The organism is Microbacterium lemovicicum (genome assembly GCF_003991875.1).
GTDB lineage: Bacteria > Actinomycetota > Actinomycetes > Actinomycetales > Microbacteriaceae > Microbacterium > Microbacterium lemovicicum.
The window spans coordinates 3,165,920-3,186,123 of record NZ_CP031423.1; the positions used below are offsets into that span (position 1 = coordinate 3,165,920).

Annotated in this window: 16 protein-coding genes, 1 rRNA gene and 1 pseudogene; 8 read left to right on the forward strand and 10 right to left on the reverse strand. The window is 70.8% G+C overall.

The features are described from left to right. Positions 1–8: 8 nt before the first annotated feature. The 5 genes from CVS47_RS14785 to CVS47_RS14805 are packed head-to-tail and all read right to left on the reverse strand — an operon-like array spanning position 9 to position 3,691. On the reverse strand, positions 9–491 hold the full coding sequence (locus CVS47_RS14785; protein WP_127096768.1) for an aconitase X swivel domain-containing protein: 483 nt from the start codon (positions 489–491) through the stop codon (positions 9–11). Next, entirely contained in the window at positions 488–1,768 is a 1,281-nt protein-coding gene (locus CVS47_RS14790; protein ID WP_127096769.1) for an aconitase X, read from the reverse strand. The genes CVS47_RS14785 and CVS47_RS14790 overlap by 4 nt, the downstream gene beginning before the upstream one ends. A gap of 5 nt (positions 1,769–1,773) precedes the next feature. Further along, positions 1,774–2,034, reverse strand: coding sequence for a hypothetical protein (locus CVS47_RS14795; RefSeq protein WP_127096770.1), 261 nt, complete (start codon positions 2,032–2,034; stop codon positions 1,774–1,776). Continuing rightward, positions 2,031–3,146: a hypothetical protein gene (locus CVS47_RS14800; protein ID WP_127096771.1), complete on the reverse strand. Its 1,116-nt coding sequence runs from the start codon at positions 3,144–3,146 to the stop codon at positions 2,031–2,033. The genes CVS47_RS14795 and CVS47_RS14800 overlap by 4 nt, the downstream gene beginning before the upstream one ends. A gap of 2 nt (positions 3,147–3,148) precedes the next feature. Beyond that, a complete protein-coding gene (locus CVS47_RS14805; RefSeq protein WP_127096772.1) occupies positions 3,149–3,691 on the reverse strand; it encodes a UGSC family (seleno)protein in 543 nt (180 codons plus the stop codon). A gap of 157 nt (positions 3,692–3,848) precedes the next feature. On the opposite strand from CVS47_RS14805, the gene CVS47_RS14810 reads away from it, so the two are divergent. From CVS47_RS14810 to CVS47_RS14835, 6 genes are read left to right on the forward strand one after another with little or no spacing between them, the layout of a single operon-like run. Then, positions 3,849–5,006 carry a zinc-binding dehydrogenase gene (locus CVS47_RS14810; RefSeq protein WP_241240181.1) on the forward strand — a complete coding sequence of 386 codons (1,158 nt, stop codon included), beginning with the start codon at positions 3,849–3,851 and terminating at the stop codon, positions 5,004–5,006. Then, positions 5,003–5,461: a MaoC family dehydratase gene (locus CVS47_RS14815; protein WP_127096773.1), complete on the forward strand. Its 459-nt coding sequence runs from the start codon at positions 5,003–5,005 to the stop codon at positions 5,459–5,461. The genes CVS47_RS14810 and CVS47_RS14815 overlap by 4 nt, the downstream gene beginning before the upstream one ends. Next, positions 5,458–6,372 (forward strand): SDR family oxidoreductase, encoded by a 915-nt coding sequence (locus tag CVS47_RS14820; protein ID WP_241240182.1) that lies wholly within the window; start codon positions 5,458–5,460, stop codon positions 6,370–6,372. Before CVS47_RS14815 ends, CVS47_RS14820 begins: the two co-directional genes overlap by 4 nt. Then, positions 6,369–7,991 (forward strand): AMP-binding protein, encoded by a 1,623-nt coding sequence (locus CVS47_RS14825; RefSeq protein WP_127096774.1) that lies wholly within the window; start codon positions 6,369–6,371, stop codon positions 7,989–7,991. Before CVS47_RS14820 ends, CVS47_RS14825 begins: the two co-directional genes overlap by 4 nt. Beyond that, positions 7,988–8,872, forward strand: coding sequence for an amidohydrolase family protein (locus CVS47_RS14830; protein WP_127096775.1), 885 nt, complete (start codon positions 7,988–7,990; stop codon positions 8,870–8,872). Before CVS47_RS14825 ends, CVS47_RS14830 begins: the two co-directional genes overlap by 4 nt. Beyond that, on the forward strand, positions 8,869–10,041 hold the full coding sequence (locus tag CVS47_RS14835) for an acyl-CoA dehydrogenase family protein (protein ID WP_127096776.1): 1,173 nt from the start codon (positions 8,869–8,871) through the stop codon (positions 10,039–10,041). Before CVS47_RS14830 ends, CVS47_RS14835 begins: the two co-directional genes overlap by 4 nt. Before the next feature lie 44 nt (positions 10,042–10,085). On the opposite strand, the gene CVS47_RS14840 is transcribed toward CVS47_RS14835, so the two are convergent. The 3 genes from CVS47_RS14840 to ddaH are packed head-to-tail and all read right to left on the reverse strand — an operon-like array spanning position 10,086 to position 12,987. Then, positions 10,086–10,886 (reverse strand): IclR family transcriptional regulator, encoded by an 801-nt coding sequence (locus tag CVS47_RS14840; protein WP_127096777.1) that lies wholly within the window; start codon positions 10,884–10,886, stop codon positions 10,086–10,088. Then, a complete protein-coding gene (rocD, locus tag CVS47_RS14845) occupies positions 10,883–12,112 on the reverse strand; it encodes an ornithine--oxo-acid transaminase (protein ID WP_127096778.1) in 1,230 nt (409 codons plus the stop codon). Before rocD ends, CVS47_RS14840 begins: the two co-directional genes overlap by 4 nt. After that, positions 12,109–12,987 (reverse strand): dimethylargininase, encoded by an 879-nt coding sequence (gene ddaH, locus CVS47_RS14850; RefSeq protein WP_127096779.1) that lies wholly within the window; start codon positions 12,985–12,987, stop codon positions 12,109–12,111. The genes rocD and ddaH overlap by 4 nt, the downstream gene beginning before the upstream one ends. Positions 12,988–13,192: 205 nt before the next feature. On the opposite strand from ddaH, the pseudogene CVS47_RS17075 reads away from it, so the two are divergent. Then, positions 13,193–15,166: pseudogene (locus CVS47_RS17075) on the forward strand (MDR family MFS transporter); the annotation flags it as partial. A 95-nt stretch (positions 15,167–15,261) separates the two neighbouring features. Here the strand turns inward: CVS47_RS17075 and CVS47_RS14860 are convergent. After that, entirely contained in the window at positions 15,262–18,972 is a 3,711-nt protein-coding gene (locus CVS47_RS14860) for a proline dehydrogenase family protein (RefSeq protein ID WP_127097412.1), read from the reverse strand. A gap of 131 nt (positions 18,973–19,103) precedes the next feature. Here CVS47_RS14860 and CVS47_RS14865 point away from each other — a divergent pair, with 131 nt between their 5' ends. Then, positions 19,104–19,988: a LysR family transcriptional regulator gene (locus CVS47_RS14865; RefSeq protein ID WP_127096780.1), complete on the forward strand. Its 885-nt coding sequence runs from the start codon at positions 19,104–19,106 to the stop codon at positions 19,986–19,988. Between the two features lie 63 nt (positions 19,989–20,051). On the opposite strand, the gene rrf is transcribed toward CVS47_RS14865, so the two are convergent. Beyond that, positions 20,052–20,168 (reverse strand): 5S ribosomal RNA (rrf, locus tag CVS47_RS14870). Between the last annotated feature and the right edge of the window lie 36 nt (positions 20,169–20,204).

The window sequence follows — 20,204 nt, forward strand, 5'->3', positions numbered from 1 at the left end:
CGATCACCTCACCTCCGATCAGAAGAGGTCTTCCACTGCGTGAAAGACCCGTCGTCGTCTCCGGAGGACCGCAGCGTCCTCGCATCGTCGCAACGCACCTGGATGAGACCCGACGTGCCGTCCACGCGCACCACGTCGCCCGTCCGCACCACATCGAGCGCTGAGGGGACCGCCTGCACGACCGTCGGCACGCGGGTGACGATGGCGCCCAGCACCGCTTTCGTGGTGAGGACGTCGAACACCATCGCCGCCGGCGCCGTGCCCATCAAGCGCGTGCTCTGGAAGAAGCCCGACCACCCCGACGAGCCCTTGGCGCCGGGGAAGACGAGCACGCGTCCGGTGAAGCAGACGCCGAAGAGCTCGTGCCGCGGCTCGATGATCGTCCCCGTCGCGACATCGATGCCGCCGAAGCCGGAGATGGGCTCGTGCGTCACGAGCGCGGGCGCCTCGGCGACGCCCGGCACGATCCCGCGTCCGCGAAGCTCGATCACGCGAGGCCTCCGCTCCAGCGGCCGGTGACGGCCGCGTCGACGCACTCCGCCAGCGTGCCGAACCACGCCTCGATCCCGAGGATGGCCGGGAGGTAGTGCGCCTGCTTGGCCGAATCCGTCGCGAACACGCGGGTGCCGGGCGGCGCGGCCTTCGACATCGCCGGACAGGAGTCGGTGAGCACCCGCCCGCCGGCCGCCGTGATCGTGCGCGTGTAGCCGTTGCGGAGCGCCATGCTCGCCAGTGCTCGCGGCATCATGACCCACAGCTCCGTGCTCGAGCTGAGGCGCCGCCCCTCCAGACGCGCGGCGAGCTCGGCGACCTGGTCGAGGCTGGCGTGCGGGCAGCCGAGCAGCACGAAGTCGACGTCGCGGCTGCTCCCCTGGCCGTTGAGCGCCTCGTACACGGCCTCCCGTTCCCGTCGGCCGTAGACGACGGGCTCCGGGACGCGCCTCGTGCCGAAAGCCGCCTCGACGGTGGGCGCCTCGGGCGTCACGCCCGGCATGTGGAAGAGCTCCACTCCGCCCGACGTGGCCGTGGCCGCGCCGAAGTGCTTGAGATCCGCGAGGTCCGGCTGCGCCAGCAGGCCGGTGACGGCGGGACACGCCTCCAGCACCTGCTCGCCGACGAAGTAGCCGAACATGCCCCACTCCTGGAAGGAGTCGACGTCCACATCAGCCCGGATGAGGTGGGTCGCGTGCCGGTTCTCGGCGAGGTGGTTGCCCCACAGGGGGATCTTTCCGGTGAGCGCGGCGGCCCCGGTCGAGGCGGCGCCCTCGCAGTTGGTGCGGGCACCGAGGACCGAGTTGCAGTAGACGACGGCGGAGGACTCCATCCATGCGCAGTGCTCACCGCGCACCGGGAGGTTCCCGACCTGGTACGGCGTGCACGTCGCGAGGATGTTGACGCCGCGCTCGCTGAAGAAGGACTCGGCGTCGTCCTGCAGGCGGATCGAAGACTCGGGATACAGGGTCAGCCCGTTCGCATCGTCGGCGAAGCCGTGCTGCAGCTGACAGGTCGGCACCTTCATCCGCGGCACCTCGATCTCGCGGTCGCAGTCGAGGTTGATCACGGCGTACGCGCGCGCCCAGCCCCCTTCCTCGAACAGCTTCGCCTTCGCGGGGGACGGCTGGGTCATGGTGCCGGCGACGTTGCGGGTGTCCACGAGACGTTCCGCGCCGAGCGCGTCGCCGTAGCGGATCAAGAGGTCCATCGCCGCCGCGACGGCGTCGCCCTCGACGCCGTCGCGCATGCGTGTCTCGTCATCGGTGAGGCGCATCGTCATCACCCGTGGGCGGCCTCGCTCGGCAGCACGACGTGGTCGACGCTGTACGGCGTCTCCGCGAGCGCCTGCGTCATGATCGCCTGCATCACGGGCGCCGGAACCAGGCAGTCGGCGCAGGCCTCCGGCGTCGCGTCGATGCGCACGACGATGCTCTCGGCCTCCGCCGGCGTCCAGCTCAGCACGTACCCGTCGGCGGCCATCATGTCGCTGAACGACGACAGTGCCTGATCGATGACAGGACCGTCGGTCGCGGCGCTCACGATGCCGCTCCGATCGCCTGGTCGGAATACGGCTCCGGACGCGGGGGGTTGAGCGTGAAGATCTCCACCACCGCCGACACGCCGGCGTTGTCGGCCCCGGCCACCATGATCTGCACCGAGGTCGGATCGCTGAGGAGCCGGACCGTCTCCGGCGTGCTCGTCCCGCTCGCGGTGTCGGGCATCGAGTCGGGGTGGGCCGTCGCCAGGCGCCACCGCGTCTTGTGCGACAACGCGTCCTTCCCCACCGACGCCAGGTCCTCGCGCGGCCGGACGGCGTTGTCGAAGATGAAGGCGCGGAGCTCGCCCTTGCCCCATCCCGCGGAGGCGAACACCTGGGCGTGCTCGGGAGTGAGCACGAGGAGCGCGCTGGTGTACTCGTGGATGAGCGCCCCCGTGCGCACGATCGTGTCGATGAAGTCGCGCGCGAGCTGCTCGGGATCCTGCGTGTGGCGGGCCTCGATGTGGATGACGGACCGGATGACGAAAGCCGTGACGACGTCCTCCTCGCCGCCGTATCCGTGCTCGACGTGGAGGGCGGGCCACGGGCTCTGCTCCTCGTTCTCCGCGATGCACGCCGAGTACTTCGCCGGGGTGGCCTGCGTCGCCTGATCGAGCTTGTGCGGGTGCAGTCCGAACACATTGATGCAGCCCAGGCGGATGGCCCGCCCGATGGTGGCGTTGGCGCGGAAGCCCGATCCGAAGATGTTGCCGCGGCTGTTCAGGCCGATGCGCTCGCGCACGGGTCCGTTGACCACGAGCATCGGCGCCGTCCCGGTGGTCGACTGCCAGATGCCCCGCGCGGGGTGCGGTTCCTTCGCGATGGCCTCCCAGCCGGCGATGACGACGGGGAGGTACTCGGGGCGGCAGCCCGCGAGCGCGGCGTTGAGGGCCGCGAGGCGGACGGTGAGCCGACGGTTGAGGTGCGGGATGACGAACAGCACCTCCTCGGGATCCCGATCGGTCGTGGCGAGGAACTCCTCCAGGATCGAGGCGGTGACCGGCACGACAGGCAACCCGTCCGTCCAGCCCATGTCCTGGTAGTGCTCCAGGAGGTTCCGCACCTCCGCGGCGTCCAGGGTCGCGTTCTCGGTCGACAGCATCGTCGTGCTCATGGTCATCCTTCCTCCACGCCGAGGATCCGCAGGACCTCCGGCATCGCCGTCAGCGCGCGCTCGCGCACCTCGTCTGCCGTCAGGCTCGCCATCGGATGCCTCACCGCGTGGAAGGCGAACCCGGGGAATCCCTGCACAGTCGCCATCGCCTGGCCGGACATCAGGAAGGAATCCGAGGTGATGCTCACGGCCGGCATCCCTGCCCGCTCGAACTTGATGCCGTCGGCGACGGTGGCGGCGCTGCAGGACCCGCAGTCCCCCACCGCGGTCACGACGACATCGCACTCCTGCACGATCGTCGCGAACAGATCGTCGTGCACGGGCGTTCCGAAGTAGTCCTTCGTGTACAGACGCGTGTCGGCCGCGCCGTGGTCGGCGACCAGACGGGCGCCGATCTCCTCGAGGAGCATCGTGGCGTTGGGCTTGGTGTTGTCGAGCAGGCCGATCGTCAGGCCGCGCAGCGACACGGGGCGCGGTGAGAGGGTCGCGTCCGCCGCGCCCTCCTCCATACCGGTGGGGTCCAGCAGCGGTTCCAGCAGCGTCATCACGGTCTCCTTCTCCACGTCGTCGTCGGCGTGGCGCCAGGATCGCATCGCACCCCGGCCTGCCTCCATCGCCGTTTCCGCTACGTGGAAGGGTGCGTGCCTCCTGGCCGGTCGCTCACCAGGATGGGTCGAGACCGATGCCGCCCGAGGAGATGACGTGACCCACCCCGTGCCCGCGACGATGCGGGCGGCCATCCTGGCCGATGACCGCCTCGAGATCGCACGCATCCGCACGCCGTCGCCCCAGCGCGGCGAGGCGCTGCTGGAGGTCATCGCGTGCGGCGTCTGTCATACCGACCTCCACGTCATGCGTGGCGAGGTCGCCTTCCCCCGTCCCGCGGTCCTCGGCCACGAGGTCAGCGGCCGCATCGTCGCCCTCGGCGACGGCGACGGCGGTGCGGGCGACGGCGCCGGTCTCGCCGTCGGCGACGTCGTCGTCGCGGGCTTCATCATGCCGTGCGCCTCCTGCCGGCAGTGTCTGCGCGGCCGCGATGACCTCTGCATCGAGTTCTTCCGCCGGAACCGTCTGGAGGGCACTCTGTTCGACGGCACGAGCCGCCTCGCGATGCCCGACGGCTCCTTCCTGGCCATGTACTCGATGGGGGGTCTCGCCGAGTACTGCGTCGCTCCGCTGACCGCGTTGACCGCGCTGCCCGAAGGACTCGACCACGAGGCCTCGTGCATCCTCGGCTGCTCGGGTCTCACGTCCTACGGCGCGGTCTTCCGAGCGGGCGCCGTCGAGACCGGTGCCAGCGTGGCCATCGTGGGTGTGGGGGGAATCGGCTCCAGCCTCATCACCATGGCCCGTGCGGCGGGCGCTGCGGAGATCATCGCCGTCGACATCTCGGTGGCGAAACTGACCCGTGCTCTCGAACTGGGCGCGACAGCCGTCGTGGACGCATCGACGGAGGACCCGGTCGAGAAGGTGCGCGCACTCACCGGCGGCGTGGACGTGGCCTTCGAGGCTCTGGGCAACCCCACCACCTTCGCGCAGGCGGTGGGCATGCTCGCGGACGGCGGAGGCATGGTGGCGATCGGCATCGCCGCCGGCGCGAGCACCGCGGCGGTGCCGATCACTCCGCTGGTGCGACGCGGGCAGCAGATCGTCGGCTCGTTCGGCGGGCGCACCCGCACGGATCTGCCCGCCGTGACGGCGCTCGCCGCCTCGGGTCTCTTCGACCCGACCGCCCTGATCACCCGGCGGTACCGGCTGGACGAGGCCGAAGCGGCCTACCAGGCACTGGCGCGCGGTGAGATCACCGGTCGCGCGATCATCACGATGGGCGACGCCCTCGTGCGAGAGGAGCAGCGATGACATCCGACACCCTGACAATGGACGATCTCCCCGGCCTCGCCGGGCGCGAGCTCGGCCCGTCCTCCTGGCAGCGGATCACGCAGGACGACATCGACGTGTACGCCGACCTGACCGGCGACGACAATCCGATCCATGTCGATGAGGCCGCCGCCGCCTCCTCGCCGTTCGGTGAGCGCATCGCCCACGGCATGCTGACCCTCAGCATGGTCGTGCTCCCGCTCCGCGAGATCTACCGCGTCTCCGACGCCCGCATGGGCATCGTCTACGGCTACAACCGCATCCGGTTCCCGCGGCCGGTCCCTTCCGGCGGACGGGTGCGCCTCCGCGCCACCGTGGCCGAGGTGACGGCGATCTCCGAGGGCTTCCAGGTCACCCTCGCCCTGACCTTCGAGCTCGAGGGTGCGGGCGACAAGCCGGCGGTCGCCGCCGAGCTCGTCCTGAGGCACTACCGGTGAGCGCCGTGAGCCTGGACGGACGGGTCGCGATCGTCACCGGCGCCGGACGGAGCCTCGGCCGGGCCTACGCCCTCGCGCTGGCCGACGCCGGTGCCGCGGTCGTCGTCAACGACGTCGACGAGGATGCCGCCGCCGCCGCGGTCGCCGAGATCACCGACCGCGGCGGCCGGGCCGTCGCCAGCGTCGGCGCGGTCGGCCCGACCGAGACGGCGGAACAGCTCGTGGAGGCAGCCCGACGCTCCTTCGGACGGCTGGACGTGCTCGTCGCCAACGCGGGCGTGCTGCGCGATCGCGTGCTCTGGAAGATGGGCGACGCCGATTTCGACCTCGTCGTCGACACGCATCTGCGCGGGTCGTTCACGTGCGGCCGCGCGGCGGCGACCTTCATGAGGGAGCAGGGCGACGGCGGCCGCATCATCCTCATCGGGTCTCCCGCCGGCCAGTTCGGGAGCTTCGGGCAGACGAACTACGCCGCCGTCAAGGCGGGCCTGGTCGCCATGGCGCGCACGTGGTCGCTGGAACTGGCCCGCGCCGGGATCACCGTGAACACGGTCGTCCCCACGGCCCTGTCGCCCATGACCGCGACGATCCCCGCCTACACCCAGGTGTACGAGGACTACCTGGCGGGGCAGCCGATCCCGACGGACATCCGACGGGACAATGCCCTCGGCACGCCTGAGGACGTCGCCCCGCTGGTCGTGTGGCTCGCCTCCGCCGACGCCGCCGATGTGACGGGGCAGGCGATCGGCATCGGCGGCGACCGCCTCACGCTGTACGCGCACCCTGCTGCTCTGGAGACCTCGTACAGCGACGGCGGATGGGATGCTGCGGGCATCGGTGATGCCTGGCGCTCGCAGTTCGCCGGCCACGCGCAGCCCAGCGGACCCCCTTCGCGTCAGGCGAGCGCGTGACCGCGGTGCACTACAGCGACCTGTGGCAGGGGATCGCGCGAGCCGATCCGGAGCGGCCGGCGATCGTGACGGCCGACGAGACCCTCACCTACGGGCGGTTCGCCGCCGAGGCCGGGGCCCTGTCCAGCCACCTCACGGCGCGCGGGCTCCGTCCGGGCGATGCGGCGGCCATGCTGCTGTACAACCGCCCGGAGTACCTCACCTTCCTGTGGGCCTGCCTGTCGATCGGCGTCGCCCCCGTCGCGATCAACTACCGATACCGCGCCGGCGAGGTCCGAGCCCTGCTGGACGACTGCGATGCGCGCGCTCTGATCGTCGCGACGAGCTTCGGCGGCGTCGCCGCCGAAGCGATCATCGGCCTCGATGCGCCGCTGGAGCTCATCTCGGTCGATGACGGCGGCGCCCCCGTCGACGGCGCCACGCCGTACGCCCGTGTCGTCGACGCCGGTGGCGCGATGCCCTCTCGTGCACCCGCGGGGGCCGATATGCGCCTCTACACCGGCGGCACCACCGGCACTCCCCGGGCGGTCGTGTGGGACATGGACACCCTCCTGCACGCCCGGCGCCAGTCGACCTGGGGCATCATCGACGTCGAGCCGCCGAGCGACCTCGCTGAGGCGGTCGCGATCGCCGTGGACCCGTCCACCCCTCGCGTGGTGACCCTCCCCCTCCCGCCGCTCCTGCACGGCACGGCGCAGTCCACGACCATGGGAACGCTGGCACTCGGCGGCACGATCGTGCTCCAGGCGTCAGCGCACCTCGATGTGGAGGAGGCGGTGCGGCTCGCCCGCACCCACGACGTGACCCGGGTGATCGTGGCGGGCGATGCCGTCGCACTCCCCTTCGTGGAAGCGCTCGAGCGCGACGGCGTCGTCCTGCCGCGGCTGAACTCGGTCATGAGCTCGGGCATGCGCTTCAGCGACGAGGTGAAGGCCCGCCTCCACCGGCAGGGTGACATCATGATCGTCGACCTGCTCGCCTCCAGCGAGGGCGGCCCGTTCGCATTCGGCATCACCCGAGGGGAGCACGATCTCCCCACCTCCCTGGTGACGACGCCGGACACCGTCCTGCTCGATCCGGATCTCCGCGAGGTGGCTCCCGAGAGCGGCGCCGTCGGCATCCTCGCCTTCCGCGGCATCCTCCCCGTCGGCTACTACCGCGACCCGGTCAAGACCGCCGCGACCTTCCCTGTGATCGACGGACATCGCTACGTCATGCCCGGCGACTGGGCCCGGGCGCGCGGTGACGGATCGATCGAACTTCTCGGCAGGCTGAGCGCAGTCGTCAACACCGGCGGGGAGAAGGTCTTCCCCGCCGAGGTGGAGGAGGCGCTCCTGTCTCATCCCGCGGTCGCGGACGCCATCGTCTTCGGCCTCCCCGACCCTCGTTTCGGTGAGGTCGTGAGCGCGATGGTCGTGCCCGCGCCGAGTGCGACGATCGATCTCACCCGACTCACCGGGCATGTCGACGGGAAGCTCGCGGGGTACAAGAAGCCTCGGCACTGGTTCGTCCGCACGTCGCTCGGCCGGTCGCAGACCGGCAAGGTGGAGCTCGCACGGGTGAGGGCCGACGCCGCCCAGGAGCTCGCCGACCGCCACACGAAGGAATCCTCACCATGAACGCACCGACAGGCATCGACCTCTCCGCTGTGACGGCCGTCGACGTGCACGTGCACGTGCAGATCGACGACAGCGGGCGCACCGCGTCCCCACCCGCACTCACCGAGGCGATGGCGGCGTACTTCGGCAGCAGCGAGAAGCCGCGCACGGTCGATGAGACCGCGGACTACTACCGCGAGCGCCGGATGGCCGCCGTCGTCTTCACGGTGGACGCCACCACGAATCTCGGCCACGCGCCCAACAGCATCGACGATCTGGCGGCCGGCGCCCGGCGCAATGCCGACGTGCTCATCGCCTTCGGCAGCGTCGACCCGCTGCAGGGCGAGGCTGCGGTCGAGGAGGCCCGGCGGCAGGTGCTCGAACTCGGCGTCCGGGGATTCAAGTTCCACCCCTCCGTGCAGGCGTTCGACCCGTCCGCCGAGCAGTTCGACCCGCTGTGGACGCAGATCGAGGAGCTCGGCGTCCCGATCATCGTCCACACGGGACAGACCGGCGCCGGCGCAGGGACGCCGGGCGGATGGGGGTTCCAGCTGTCGCTGTCGAACCCGATGCTGCTGGACGACGTCGCGGCGCGGCATCCCCGGCTGCAGGTCATCATGGCCCATCCCAGCGTGCCGTGGCAGGACGAGGCGATCTCGATCGCCACGCATAAGTCCAACACGTGGATCGACCTGTCGGGCTGGTCGCCGAAGTACTTCTCGCCCGCGCTCGTGCGCGCGGCGCGCACCTACCTCACCCAGAAGATGCTCTTCGGCTCCGACCTGCCCGCTCTGACGCCCGACCGGTGGCTGAAGGACTTCGCCCTGCTCGAGTTCCCGGAGGACAAGACCCGGATGATCCTGAAGGACAACGCCGCGAGGCTGCTGGGGCTGACGGGGTGACGGAGCCGACGGATCTGTTCGGCTTCGCCGGCTCGCTCACTCCGGCCGAGACCGACAAGCTCGCCGAGCTGCGCGCGCTCCTCGAGGAGCGTGCGCGTCCCCACCTCGCGCGATGGTGGGAGGACGCGACCTGCCCCGAACATCTGCGCGCCGAGATGGCCGCACTGAGGCTGGAGGACGACCCCTCGCTGCTCGCGGCCGACGGCGCTCCCCGGCCCGTGTACATCGGGTTCCGCCACTTCGAACTCGCCCGCTTCGACATGTCGATCGGCACCCTCTACGGCGGCCAGGTCGGCATGTTCCGGACTCTGATCCGGAAGGGCGGGTCCCCGGAGCAGATCGCGCGCTGGGACCCCCGCATCCCCTCCTTCGACCTGACCGGATGCTTCGCCCTCACCGAACCGGCGCACGGATCGGACATCGCCGGGGGCCTGGAGACCACGGCGGTCCGCATCGGCGACTCGTGGCGCATCTCCGGTCGCAAGCGGTGGATCGGCAATGCCGCCATCTCCGACGTGCTGGTCATCGTGGCCCGCGATGAGGCGGACGGGAGCGCGAAGGCGTTCGTCGTGCCGCGCGCCGCCGACGGAGTGACCGTCACCGACATCACCGGGAAGATCGCCCTTCGCATGGTGCGCAACGGCGACATCGTCCTGGACGACGTCGCCGTGCCCGAGCACGACCGCCTGCAGCGGATCGACTCGTTCCGCGACCTCTCGCGCATCCTCGCCGACCTGCGCTTCGTCGTGGCCTGGAACGCCGCCGGGCTCCAGGCCGGAGCTTATGAAGCAGCGCTCCGCTACACGCTCGCTCGGGAGCAGTTCGGCAGACCCGTCGCAGGCTTCCAGCTCGTCCAGGAGAAGCTCACGCGCATGCTCGGCAACGCCACGGCGACGCTCGCCATGGCGATGCGGCTGACCGAGCTGCGTGCCGCGGGATCCGCCGAGGACGCTCACGCCGCACTGGTGAAGACATGGGCCGCCGATCGGGCGCGGGAGACGGTCGCCCTCGCCCGCGAGGTCTGCGGCGCTGAGGGCATCCGCGTCGACACCGATGTCGCGCGCTTCTTCGCCGATGCCGAAGCGCTGTACACCTTCGAGGGCACGCACGAGATCAACTCGCTGATCGTGGGCCGTGCCATCACCGGGCTGAGCGCGTTCACACGCTGAGCGTTTCGTCGTCCTCGCTCCCGCCGCCGAGGAGCGCGGGCCCGTCAGCTCTCGACGCGACCGAAACCCGCGGCGTCGAGCGTGCGCGAGATGGACGCAGCGGTGAGACGCACGAGATGGATCATGTTCTTGCCGTCCACGTCCTTCTCCGTGAGTGCGAGGGAGACCGCGGCGACGACGGAGTCGTCCGAGGCGCGGACGGGAGCCGCCACGCTGATGTGGACCTTGTCCACCTGACGGTCGCTCACGGCATAGCCGGTGCGGCGGATGTCATCAAGAACGCGCTCGAGCACGGCAGGGTCCGTGTAGGTCCGAGGGGTGAACGCCTCCAACTCGCCGGCCAGCACCTCCGCCCGGACGTCCGCCGGGGCGTTGGCGAGGAGGACGAGGCCGATCGCGGTCGCGTGCATGGGGTAGCGCACGCCGATCTGCGGTCGACGCACCTGGCGGCGCGGGCTCTGGAACCGGTCGATCGACACGAGCTCCAACCCCTCGCGGATGGCCAGATGGGATGCGTACCCGGTGGTCTCGTAGAGGTCCTGCATGTGGGGCCGCGCCAGGCGCTGGAGACCGACGGATCGCGGGGCCAGCGACGCCACCTCCCACAGCCGCAGACCGATGTTGTAGCGGCCTTCGGCGTCACGCTCCAGGGCGCCCCACTCCGTCAGGCGTCCGACGATGCGGTGGCATGTGGCGATCGGCAGGTCCGTGCGTCGGCTGATGTCGGACAGGGACTGCCGCACCCGGCCGCCCTGGAACGTGCCCAGGATGGCGAAGGCCCGATCGATCAGCGAACGCGCGCCGTCCTCAGACGCCTCGCCGCCCTTCGCCCCGTGGTCGGTCACGCCGCGAGCACCACCCGCAGCTGCTCGAGTGCCCAGTCGAGCTCCGTCGAGCGGATCACGAGCGGAGGTGCGACGCGGATCGTCTGGCCGTGGGTGTCCTTCACCAGCACGCCGCGGGCGAGCAGCTTCTCGGCGACCTCCCGGCCGGTGCCGACCGCGGGGTCGATGTCGATGCCGGCCCAGAGCCCCGCCACGCGCACGGCGGTGACGCCGTTGCCGAGGAAGGACTGCAGCTTCTCCTCGAGGTGCTCGCCCAGCGCCGCGGCGCGGCGCTGGAACTCGCCGGTCGCGAGCATCTCGACGACGCGGAGTCCGACGGCGCACGCGAGCGGGTTGCCGCCGAACGTCGACCCGTGCTCACCCGGCTGGATGACGCCGAGCACGGCACGGTCGCCCACGACGGCAGAGAGCGGGAGGATGCCGCCGCCCAGCGCCTTGCCGAGCAGGTAGAGGTCGGGCACGACCTCCTCGCGGTCGCAGGCGAAGGTGGTGCCCACGCGGCCGAGTCCCGACTGGATCTCGTCGGCGATGAACAGCACGTTCTCGCGGGTCGTGATCTCGCGGACCGCGCGCAGGTATCCCGTGGGCGGCACGACGACGCCGGCCTCGCCCTGGATCGGCTCGATCAGCACCGCCGCGGTGTGCGGAGTGATCGCGGCCTCGATCGCCGCGGCATCCCCGTAGGGCACGTGGACGAACCCGGGGGCGTACGGACCGAAGTCGTCGCGCGCCGACGGGTCGTCGCTGAAGCCGACGATCGTGGTGGTGCGGCCGTGGAAGTTGCCGTCGGCGACGATGATGCTCGCCTGGCCGTCGGGGATGCCCTTCGTGCGGTAGCCCCACGCCCGCGCGACCTTGATGCCGGTCTCGACGGCCTCCGCGCCCGTGTTCATGGGCAGCACGACGTCCTTGCGGCACAGCGTCGCGAGCGCCCCGGCGAAGGCGCCGAGCTGGTCGTTGTGGTAGGCGCGGCTCGTCAGCGTGAGCCGATCGAGCTGCTCGCGGGCGGCGGCGAGGATCGCGGGATGCCCGTGGCCGAAGTTCAGCGCCGAGTAGGCGGCGAGCAGGTCGAGGTAGCGCTTGCCCTGCACGTCCGTCACCCACGAGCCCTCGCCGCGGGAGATCACGACGGGGAGCGGGTGGTAGTTGTGCGCGACGTGCTGGGCCTCGTCGAGGATGACCCGGGAGCTGGCCTCGTCGAGCGCGGGGGCGTGGGAGGTGCTCATGACCGGGCGTCCCGCAGCTCCAGGGTGCAGCACTTGATGCCGCCGCCTCCGAGCAGCAGCTCGGACAGGTCGACCATGATCGGGTTGTAGCCGCGCTCGCGCAGCTGCGCCTCGAAGCCCTTCGCACGCGGCGAGATGATCACGTTGTAGCCGTCGCTGGAGGAGTTCAGGCCGAAGACGGAGCCGTCCTCGTCCGAGACCAGGATCGCGTCGGGGTAGCGCTCGGTGAGGATCTGCCGGCTGCGCTCATCGAACGCCGACGGCAGATAGGCGATGTTCGCGGCCTCCACTCCCCCCTCGCCCTGCACGGGGTCGAGCACGGCGATCGCGGTGTCGAGGTGGTAGAAACGCGGGTCGGTGAGGGTGAGCGAGACGACCTCGCGGCCGAAGACCTCGCCGATCTCGCGGTGGCTGTCGCCGGTGGAGCGGAAGCCCGTGCCGGCGAGGATCGTGTCGCCGACGAGCAGGAAGTCACCTTCGCCCTCGTTGACCTCGACGGGCTGGCGCACGTCGTAGCCCCGGTCGCGGAACCAGTCCATGAACGCCGGGCCCTCGGGCCCGCGCTCGCGGAAGCGGAACTTGGCGCCGTACGCGACGCCGTCGATGAGGAAGCCGCCGTTGGCGGTGTAGACCATGTCGGGCAGCCCGATGATCGGCTCGATGAGCTCGACCTCGTGCCCGAGGGCGACGTACGCGTCGTAGAGGTCCTGCCACTGGGCGACGGCCTTCGCCGTGTCGGTCGGCTTGGCCGGCTCCATCCAGGGGTTGATGGTGTAGCTGACGGTGAAGTGCTCCGGCCGGCACATGAGGTACCGGCGGTGCTGGGCGACGCGTCCCGTGGCGGTGGCGGTCTCGGTGGTCTCCTGCGTGGACATACTGCTCCTCGAGCGGAAGGTGCGGCGGACGCTGTCCAGGGGCCCGGCGGAGCTGAGAGAAGCCGTCGACTCGGGCACGCCGCCCTCATTGTCGCACGACCGCCCGCGGGAGGTGAGGAGCGGGAGTACGATGGTTGACCTGCGACAACCACCGGTGACGGCGGGCCGCAGCATCCCGATTTCCTCCTCCGGAACGAGGCCTCGCATGTCCGCCACCGTCGCCACCGATTCGCGCTCCTCCGCGCCGATCATGACGCACCGCATGATCCTGTTCGTCATCTTCGGCCTCATGGCCGGGATGTTCCTCTCCGCGCTCGACCAGACCGTCGTCGGCACGGCCATCCGCACCATCGGCGACGACCTCCAGGGCCTCAGCCTGCAGGCGTGGGTGACGACCGCCTACCTCATCGTCTCGACGATCTCGACGCCGATCTACGGCAAGCTGTCCGACATCTTCGGCCGTCGCCTCCTCTTCCTCATCGCGATCGTCATCTTCATCATCGGCTCCGTGCTGGCGAGCTTCTCGACCTCGATGATCGAGCTCGCCGCCTTCCGCGCCATCCAGGGCCTCGGCGCCGGTGGACTGATGTCGATGCCGCTCGCCATCATGGGCGACATCCTCGCCCCCCGCGAGCGCGCCAAGTACCAGGGCTACTTCCTCGCCGTCTTCGGCATCTCCAGCGTCATCGGCCCCCTCGTCGGCGGGCTGTTCGCCGGCTCCGGCGAGATCCTCTTCATCACCGGCTGGCGCTGGGTGTTCCTCATCAACGTGCCCATCGGCATCGTCGCGCTGGCGATCGTCTGGCGCTTCCTGCACATCCCGAAGCAGCCGCGGCACTCCGTGCGCATCGACTGGTGGGGCGCCACCACGGTCATCGTCGCCCTCGTCCCCCTGCTGCTGGTCGCCGAGCAGGGCCGCGAGTGGGGCTGGGGTTCCGGCATCGCCATCGCCTGCTACGTCATCGGCGCGATCGGCATCCTCTCCTTCGTCATCGCCGAGACGCTGATGAAGGACGACGCCCTCATCCCGCTGAAGCTCTTCCGCTCCCCCACGTTCTCGATGGCCACCGTCATCGGCGTGCTCGTCGGCTTCGGCATGTTCGGCGCGATGCTGACGCTGCCGCTCTACCTGCAGCTGGTGCTGGGCGCCTCGCCCACCGAGAGCGGCTTCCAGATGCTGCCGATGATCCTGGGCCTGATGATCGCCTCCATCGCCAGCGGTCAGATCATCGCGCGCACGGGGCAGTACCGGATCTTCCCGATCCTGGGCACCCTGCTCATGTCGGTGGGCTTCTTCCTGCTCACCTTCCTGAAGTTCGACACGACGTACTGGTACGTCGCCGGTGCGATGCTCGTGATCGGCCTGGGCCTCGGTCAGCTCATGCAGACCCTGACGATCGCGAGCCAGAACTCCGTCGGGCTGCGCGACATGGGCGTCGCCACCAGCTCGTCCACGTTCTTCCGCCAGATCGGCGGCACGCTGGGCACCGCCGTGCTCCTGTCGCTGCTGTTCACACTGATGCCGTCGAACATCATCGGCTCCTTCTCCGACGACTCGACCCTCACCGGCGCGCTGGACGCCGCCTTCGACCCGGCCGTGGCCACGGCTCCGCAGAACGAGCAGATCATGGCGTCGATCTACACCCCGATCGTCTCGCAGGTCACCGAGGAGACGACCGCCCAGGTGCAGGACGGCGTCGATCAGGCGACGGATGCTGCGACCCAGGCCGTCGCGGCACAGGTCGCCGCGGGCCAGATCCCCGCCGCGGCCCAGGAGGCGGCGACCACCGCCGCCGTCACCCAGGCACGGCAGACCGCCGCGCAGCAGATCCAGCAGCAGGTGCCGGTCGCCCGCGTCGCGGACGACGGGACGGTGAGCCTCGACTTCAGCGATGCCGCCGCCCGCTCCGCGTTCGTCACGACGCTGGCGACCACGCTGCAGGACCAGTTCACCTCCGGAGACGGGAACACCTCCATCGGCGACTCGACCCTCAACGACACGTCGTTCCTGGTCTCGGCCGACCCGCGCCTCACCAAGCCGTTCCTCGTCGGGTTCAACTCCTCCGCGGTCAGCGTCTACTGGGTCGCGATGAGCGTGGTCCTGCTCGCCTTCGTTCTGTCGCTGTTCTTCAAGACGCCCCCTCTGCGCGCGAAGTCGGCGCTGCAGGAGGCAGCGGACGAGCGCGACGAGAAGCAGGCGGCCGAGGACGACGAAGGCCAGGGCCGCGGATGCCGCGACCAAGACCGGCTCTCTCGTCCTCCCCTGACGATCCCTCAGATCACCGTCTCGCTCCACCGGTCGGCATTGCCGAACCGGTGGGCGGTGATGGCGATGGCCTGCTCGTGGAGGAACGGCAGGAGTTCGACCCTCCCGGCCGTGGTGACCTCGTTCGCGTAGACGGCGAGGTCGGGGTCGCCCGCGACGGCCTCGGCGAGGTCGCCGTGCAGCGCCGCCACCGATGCCGCAGGCCCGACGAGCCGCACCCGTGGAGCGCGCGCCGAGTCGTCGCCCCCGCGCGTCGACATGCGTCCGAGCCACTCCTGGTCGCTCTCCACGAACACCGGCACGTCCGCGTCGCCGAGGGCGCGTCGCACCTCGGCGGGCAGTCCGGTCGGCAGGCTCAGCGCGAAGGTCGATCCCGAGCGGACGCCGGCCAGCACCACCCGAAGGACGCTCTGCCACGGTGCGTCCGCCGTCGCCCGCACGGCCACGTCCACCGGGCGGTAGCGGAAGAGGTTCCGCTCGACGCCCAGTCGCGACACGTCGCGCACCTGGCCGAACTCGCGGCTCCATAAGATCGCGTCCGACAGCGCGCCGCGCCGCAGCCACTCGAAGGCCTCGTAGTCCAGTGACGGCTGAGCGGCCTCGATGACCGACGTGATGCGTGAGTCCAGCCCGCGCAGGTGCAGAGTCGCCGATGACGGACCGCCGCTCGACGGGCGCCAGGAGCCCAGGCCGACGAGGTAGTTGGGGCCGCCGGCCTTGGTGCCCGCGCCCACGGACGAGCGCTTCCACCCGCCGAACGGCTGCCGCTGCACGATCGCCCCGGTGATGCCGCGGTTGACGTAGAGGTTGCCCGCCTGCACGCGGTCGAGCCAGACCGCGAGATCCTCGGGGTTCTGCGTGTACAGCCCGGCCGTCAGCCCGTAGGCGACGGCGTTCTGCAGTTCGATGGCCGCGGCGAGCGTCGGAGCGTGCATGACGCCCAGCACCGGACCGAAGAACTCCTCGAGGTGGAAGCGCGATCCCGGCTGCACGCCGGTGCGGATGCCGGGCGTCCAGAACCGCCCCGCATACTCCTCGCCGTGGTCGACGGGCCGTGGCTTGACCAGCCACTTCTCCTCGCCCTCGAGCTCGGTCAGCGCCCAGGCGAGCTTGCCCTGGGGCGGCTCGATCACGGGTCCGACCTCGGCCAGCGGATCGCTGGGCGGGCCGACGCGCAGCGAGGTCGCGGCATCCACCAGCTGACGGGCGAACCGCTGCGACCGGGCGACCGGGCCCACCAGGATCGCCAGCGACGCAGCGGAGCACTTCTGCCCGGCGTGCCCGAAGGCGCTCTTGATGAGATCGGATGCCGCGAGGTCGAGGTCCGCGGACGGCATGACGATCATCGCGTTCTTGCCGCTGGTCTCCGCGAGCAGCGGCAGGTCGGGACGCCACGACCGGAAGAGCGCGGCCGTCTCCCACGAGCCGGTGAGGATCACCCGGTCGACGTCGGGGTGCGAGATGAGCCGCCGGCCGAGGTCGCCCTCGTCGATGTCGACGAGCGCCAGCACCTCGCGCGGCACGCCCGCGTCCCACAGGGCCTCGGCGATGACAGCCGCACAGCGCCGGGCCTGGGGCGCGGGCTTGAAGACCACACCGGATCCCGCCGCGAGCGCCGCCAGCACGCCGCCCGCGGGGATCGCGAGCGGGAAGTTCCAGGGCGGCGTGACGACCGTGAGACGCGCGGGCACGAACACCGCGCCGCTGACCCGGTCGAGCTCGCGTGCCGTGGCCCCGTAGTAGTTGGCGAAGTCGACGGCCTCGCTGACCTCGACGTCGGCCTCCGCGAGCACCTTGCCGGTCTCCGAGGCGGCCACCTCGATGAGCTCGCCGCGGCGCGACTCGAGCACGCGCGCGGCGCTCTGCAGCACGGCCGCGCGGTCCGCGGCCGGACGGGAGCCCCACGCGACGGCGGCATCCCGCACGCCCGCGACGATCTCCTCCAGACGCCCGGCGTCGTCGACCCGCGCGGCGTCGATGGTCGCCTGGCCCTGCGTCGATCCCGCCACCCGCGCCACGATCCGTCGCGCCCACTCGCGATTGGCGGGCAGCGACGGGTCGGAGTCCGCGGCATTGACGAAGCCGGGGGCGCCGAGCGCCCGCTCGGTCGACTCGCGCGGCGCGAACACGGCGGTGTCGACGAACGCCTGACCGCCGAAGCCGACCGCGTTGCCCTCCGGCGCGAGCGGCACCGTGTCGCCGGGCTCGGCGGAGGCCGACCGCGCGATGCCCAGCACGACCTGTGTGGCGTGGTCGTCCTCGGCGTCGCGCGTGATCACGTCACCGGTGCTGGATGTCGCGGGGCCGGCCTCCGCCGAACGGTCCTGGGAACGGTGCGATCCGATGGTCAGGGTGGGATCGGCCGCCCGGCGCAGCGACGCCGCGAAGCGGTCGCGCTCCCGCGCGAACATCGACGCGTCCTCGGCGATGTCGAAGGCGGCCGAGAGGAAGTTGTCGCTCGAGGCGTTCTCCTCGAGGCGGCGCACCAGGTAGCTGATCGCGACGTCGAACTCGTCGGGACGCACCACCGGCACGTAGAGCAGAACGTGCCCGACCTCGCGGGCGACGGCCTCGACCTGCCCCTGCGCCATGCCCAGCAGCATCTCGAACTCCATGTCGTCGCGGACGCCGCGCTCCCCGGCGAGCAGCCACGCGTACGCGATGTCGAAGAGGTTGTGCCCGGCGACGCCGATGCGCACCGCCGCGGTGCTCTCGGGACGCAGCGCCTCGTCGAGGCAGCGGAGATAGTTGGCGTCGGAGTCGACCTTCGCGTCGTACGTGGCGAGCGGCCAGTCGTGCATGACGGCGTCGACGTGCTCCATCGCCAGGTTCGCGCCCTTCACCAGGCGGACCTTGATGCGCGCACCGCCGGACGCGACGCGCTCCTGCGCCCACGCGGTGAGGCGGCGGAGGGCCGGGAGCGCGTCGGGAAGATAGGCCTGCAGCACGATGCCGGCCTCGAGCCCACGCAGGCGGGGGTCCTCGAGGATGCGCGTGAAGACCGCGATCGTGAGGTCGAGGTCGCGGTACTCCTCCATGTCGAGGTTGATGAAGGTCGGCCCCTGGGGCGCCTCCGACGTCGAGGCGGCCGTCGCGTACAGCGGCAGGAGCCGACCCACGACCTTGTCGACGACGTCGTCGAAGGCCCACATGGAGATGTGGCTCGCGATGGCCGACACCTTCACGGAGACGTAGTCCACGTCGTCGCGGCGGATCAGCTCGTGGATGCCCTCGAGGCGGCGCAGCGCCTCCTGCTCACCCAGCACCGCCTCGCCGAGGAGGTTCAGGTTGAGGCGCGCACCGGATGCGCGCAGCGTCGCGATCGCCGGCCCGAGCTTGTCGGGGCGTGCGTCCACGACGAGGTGGCCGACCATCTCGCGCAGCACGCGCCGCGCGACGGGCACGACCGGTGTCGGCAGGACGGGCGCCATGATGCCGCCGAGCCGCACGGCTCCGCGGAGATACCAGGGGAGGAATCCCGGCACGAGGGGCGCGACGCGCTGCAGATTGGATGCCGCGGCCGACAGGCTCTCGGGACGCATGACGCCGTCGACGAAGCCGATCGTGAATGGCAGGCCGTTCGGGTCCTTCAGCACGCCGGCGAGTCGCCCGGCCGCCGGGTCCGCGGCGACCGCCGCGCTCTCCGTCGTCCAGCGCTGCGCCAGCTCGACGGCGCGCTCCGTCAGATCATCCCTCGCAGCACTGGTCGTCGACGCCATCCCCTGCGCTCCCCTCGTCGTGTTTCCAGAGTGCACCTCGGCGTTCGTCATGCCCTCAGCCTGCGGCATCCGAAGCGTCGAGAAAAGCGAACATCTACGATGGGTACTCATCGAGGAAATCGAGGAACACGGTGTTCGAACTACGCCGGCTGCGTCTTCTCCACGAGCTGTCGCTCCGCGGCACGCTTGCGGCAGTCGCGGAGGCCCTCTCCTACAGTCCGTCGACGGTGTCGCAGCAGCTGACGCAGCTGGAGAAGGAGGCGGGGGTTCCGCTCTTCGCGGCGGACGGGCGCGGTGTGCGGCTGACCGATCACGGCGAGCTCCTGGCCGCGCATGCCGCCCGCGCTCTGCAGCTCGACGAACAGGCACGGGGCGAGCTCGACGCTCTGCGACCGCAGAGCGCGCCGGTGCGGATCGCGGTCATGCAGTCGGCCGCGCAGTCGCTCGTGCCGCCGGCCCTCGCGCTCCTGGCGGCCAGGGAGCCGGACCTCGCGGTCTACGTTTCGCAGGTTCCACCCGAGGAGGGGCTCTTCGAGCTGTCCACGCGCCGCTACGACCTCGTGGTCGCCGAGCAGTATCCCGGGCACACGCGGGAGCAGCGCCCGGGACTCACCCGGGTCTCACTCGGCCGCGATCCGATCCGGCTGGCGGTTCCCCGCGGTGGGCGTCGCAGCCACCTCGAGCAGCTTGCCGATCGCGCGTGGGTCATGGAGCCGGTCGGCACCGCCGCCCGGCAATGGGCGACGCAGCAGTGCCGCGCGGCCGGCTTCGAGCCCGACGTGCGCTTCGAGATCGCCGACCTCACCGCGCACGTCGGGCTCATCGCCGACGGAGTGGCCGTCGGCATGCTCCCCGAGCTGGTCAGGATGCCGACGCCGGGAGCTGTCGAACTTCACGACCTGCCGGGTGCGCCGTCGCGCGAGATCTTCGTCGCCATGCGGGAATTCTCGACACGACCGGCGATCCTCGCCGTGCGGGATGCGCTCCGCGATGCCTTCTCGCGTCGGCATGCCTGAAACGACGGTTAACGAAGAATAGCCACCCGTCATCGGGTGGCTATTCTTCGTTGTGAAGAGGTTGTTCGGCGGTGTCCTACTCTCCCACAGGGTCCCCCCTGCAGTACCATCGGCGCTGAGAGGCTTAGCTTCCGGGTTCGGAATGTGACCGGGCGTTTCCCTCTCGCTATGGCCGCCGAAACACTTGTGATGTTTCAAATCGTGCACACAACAAAG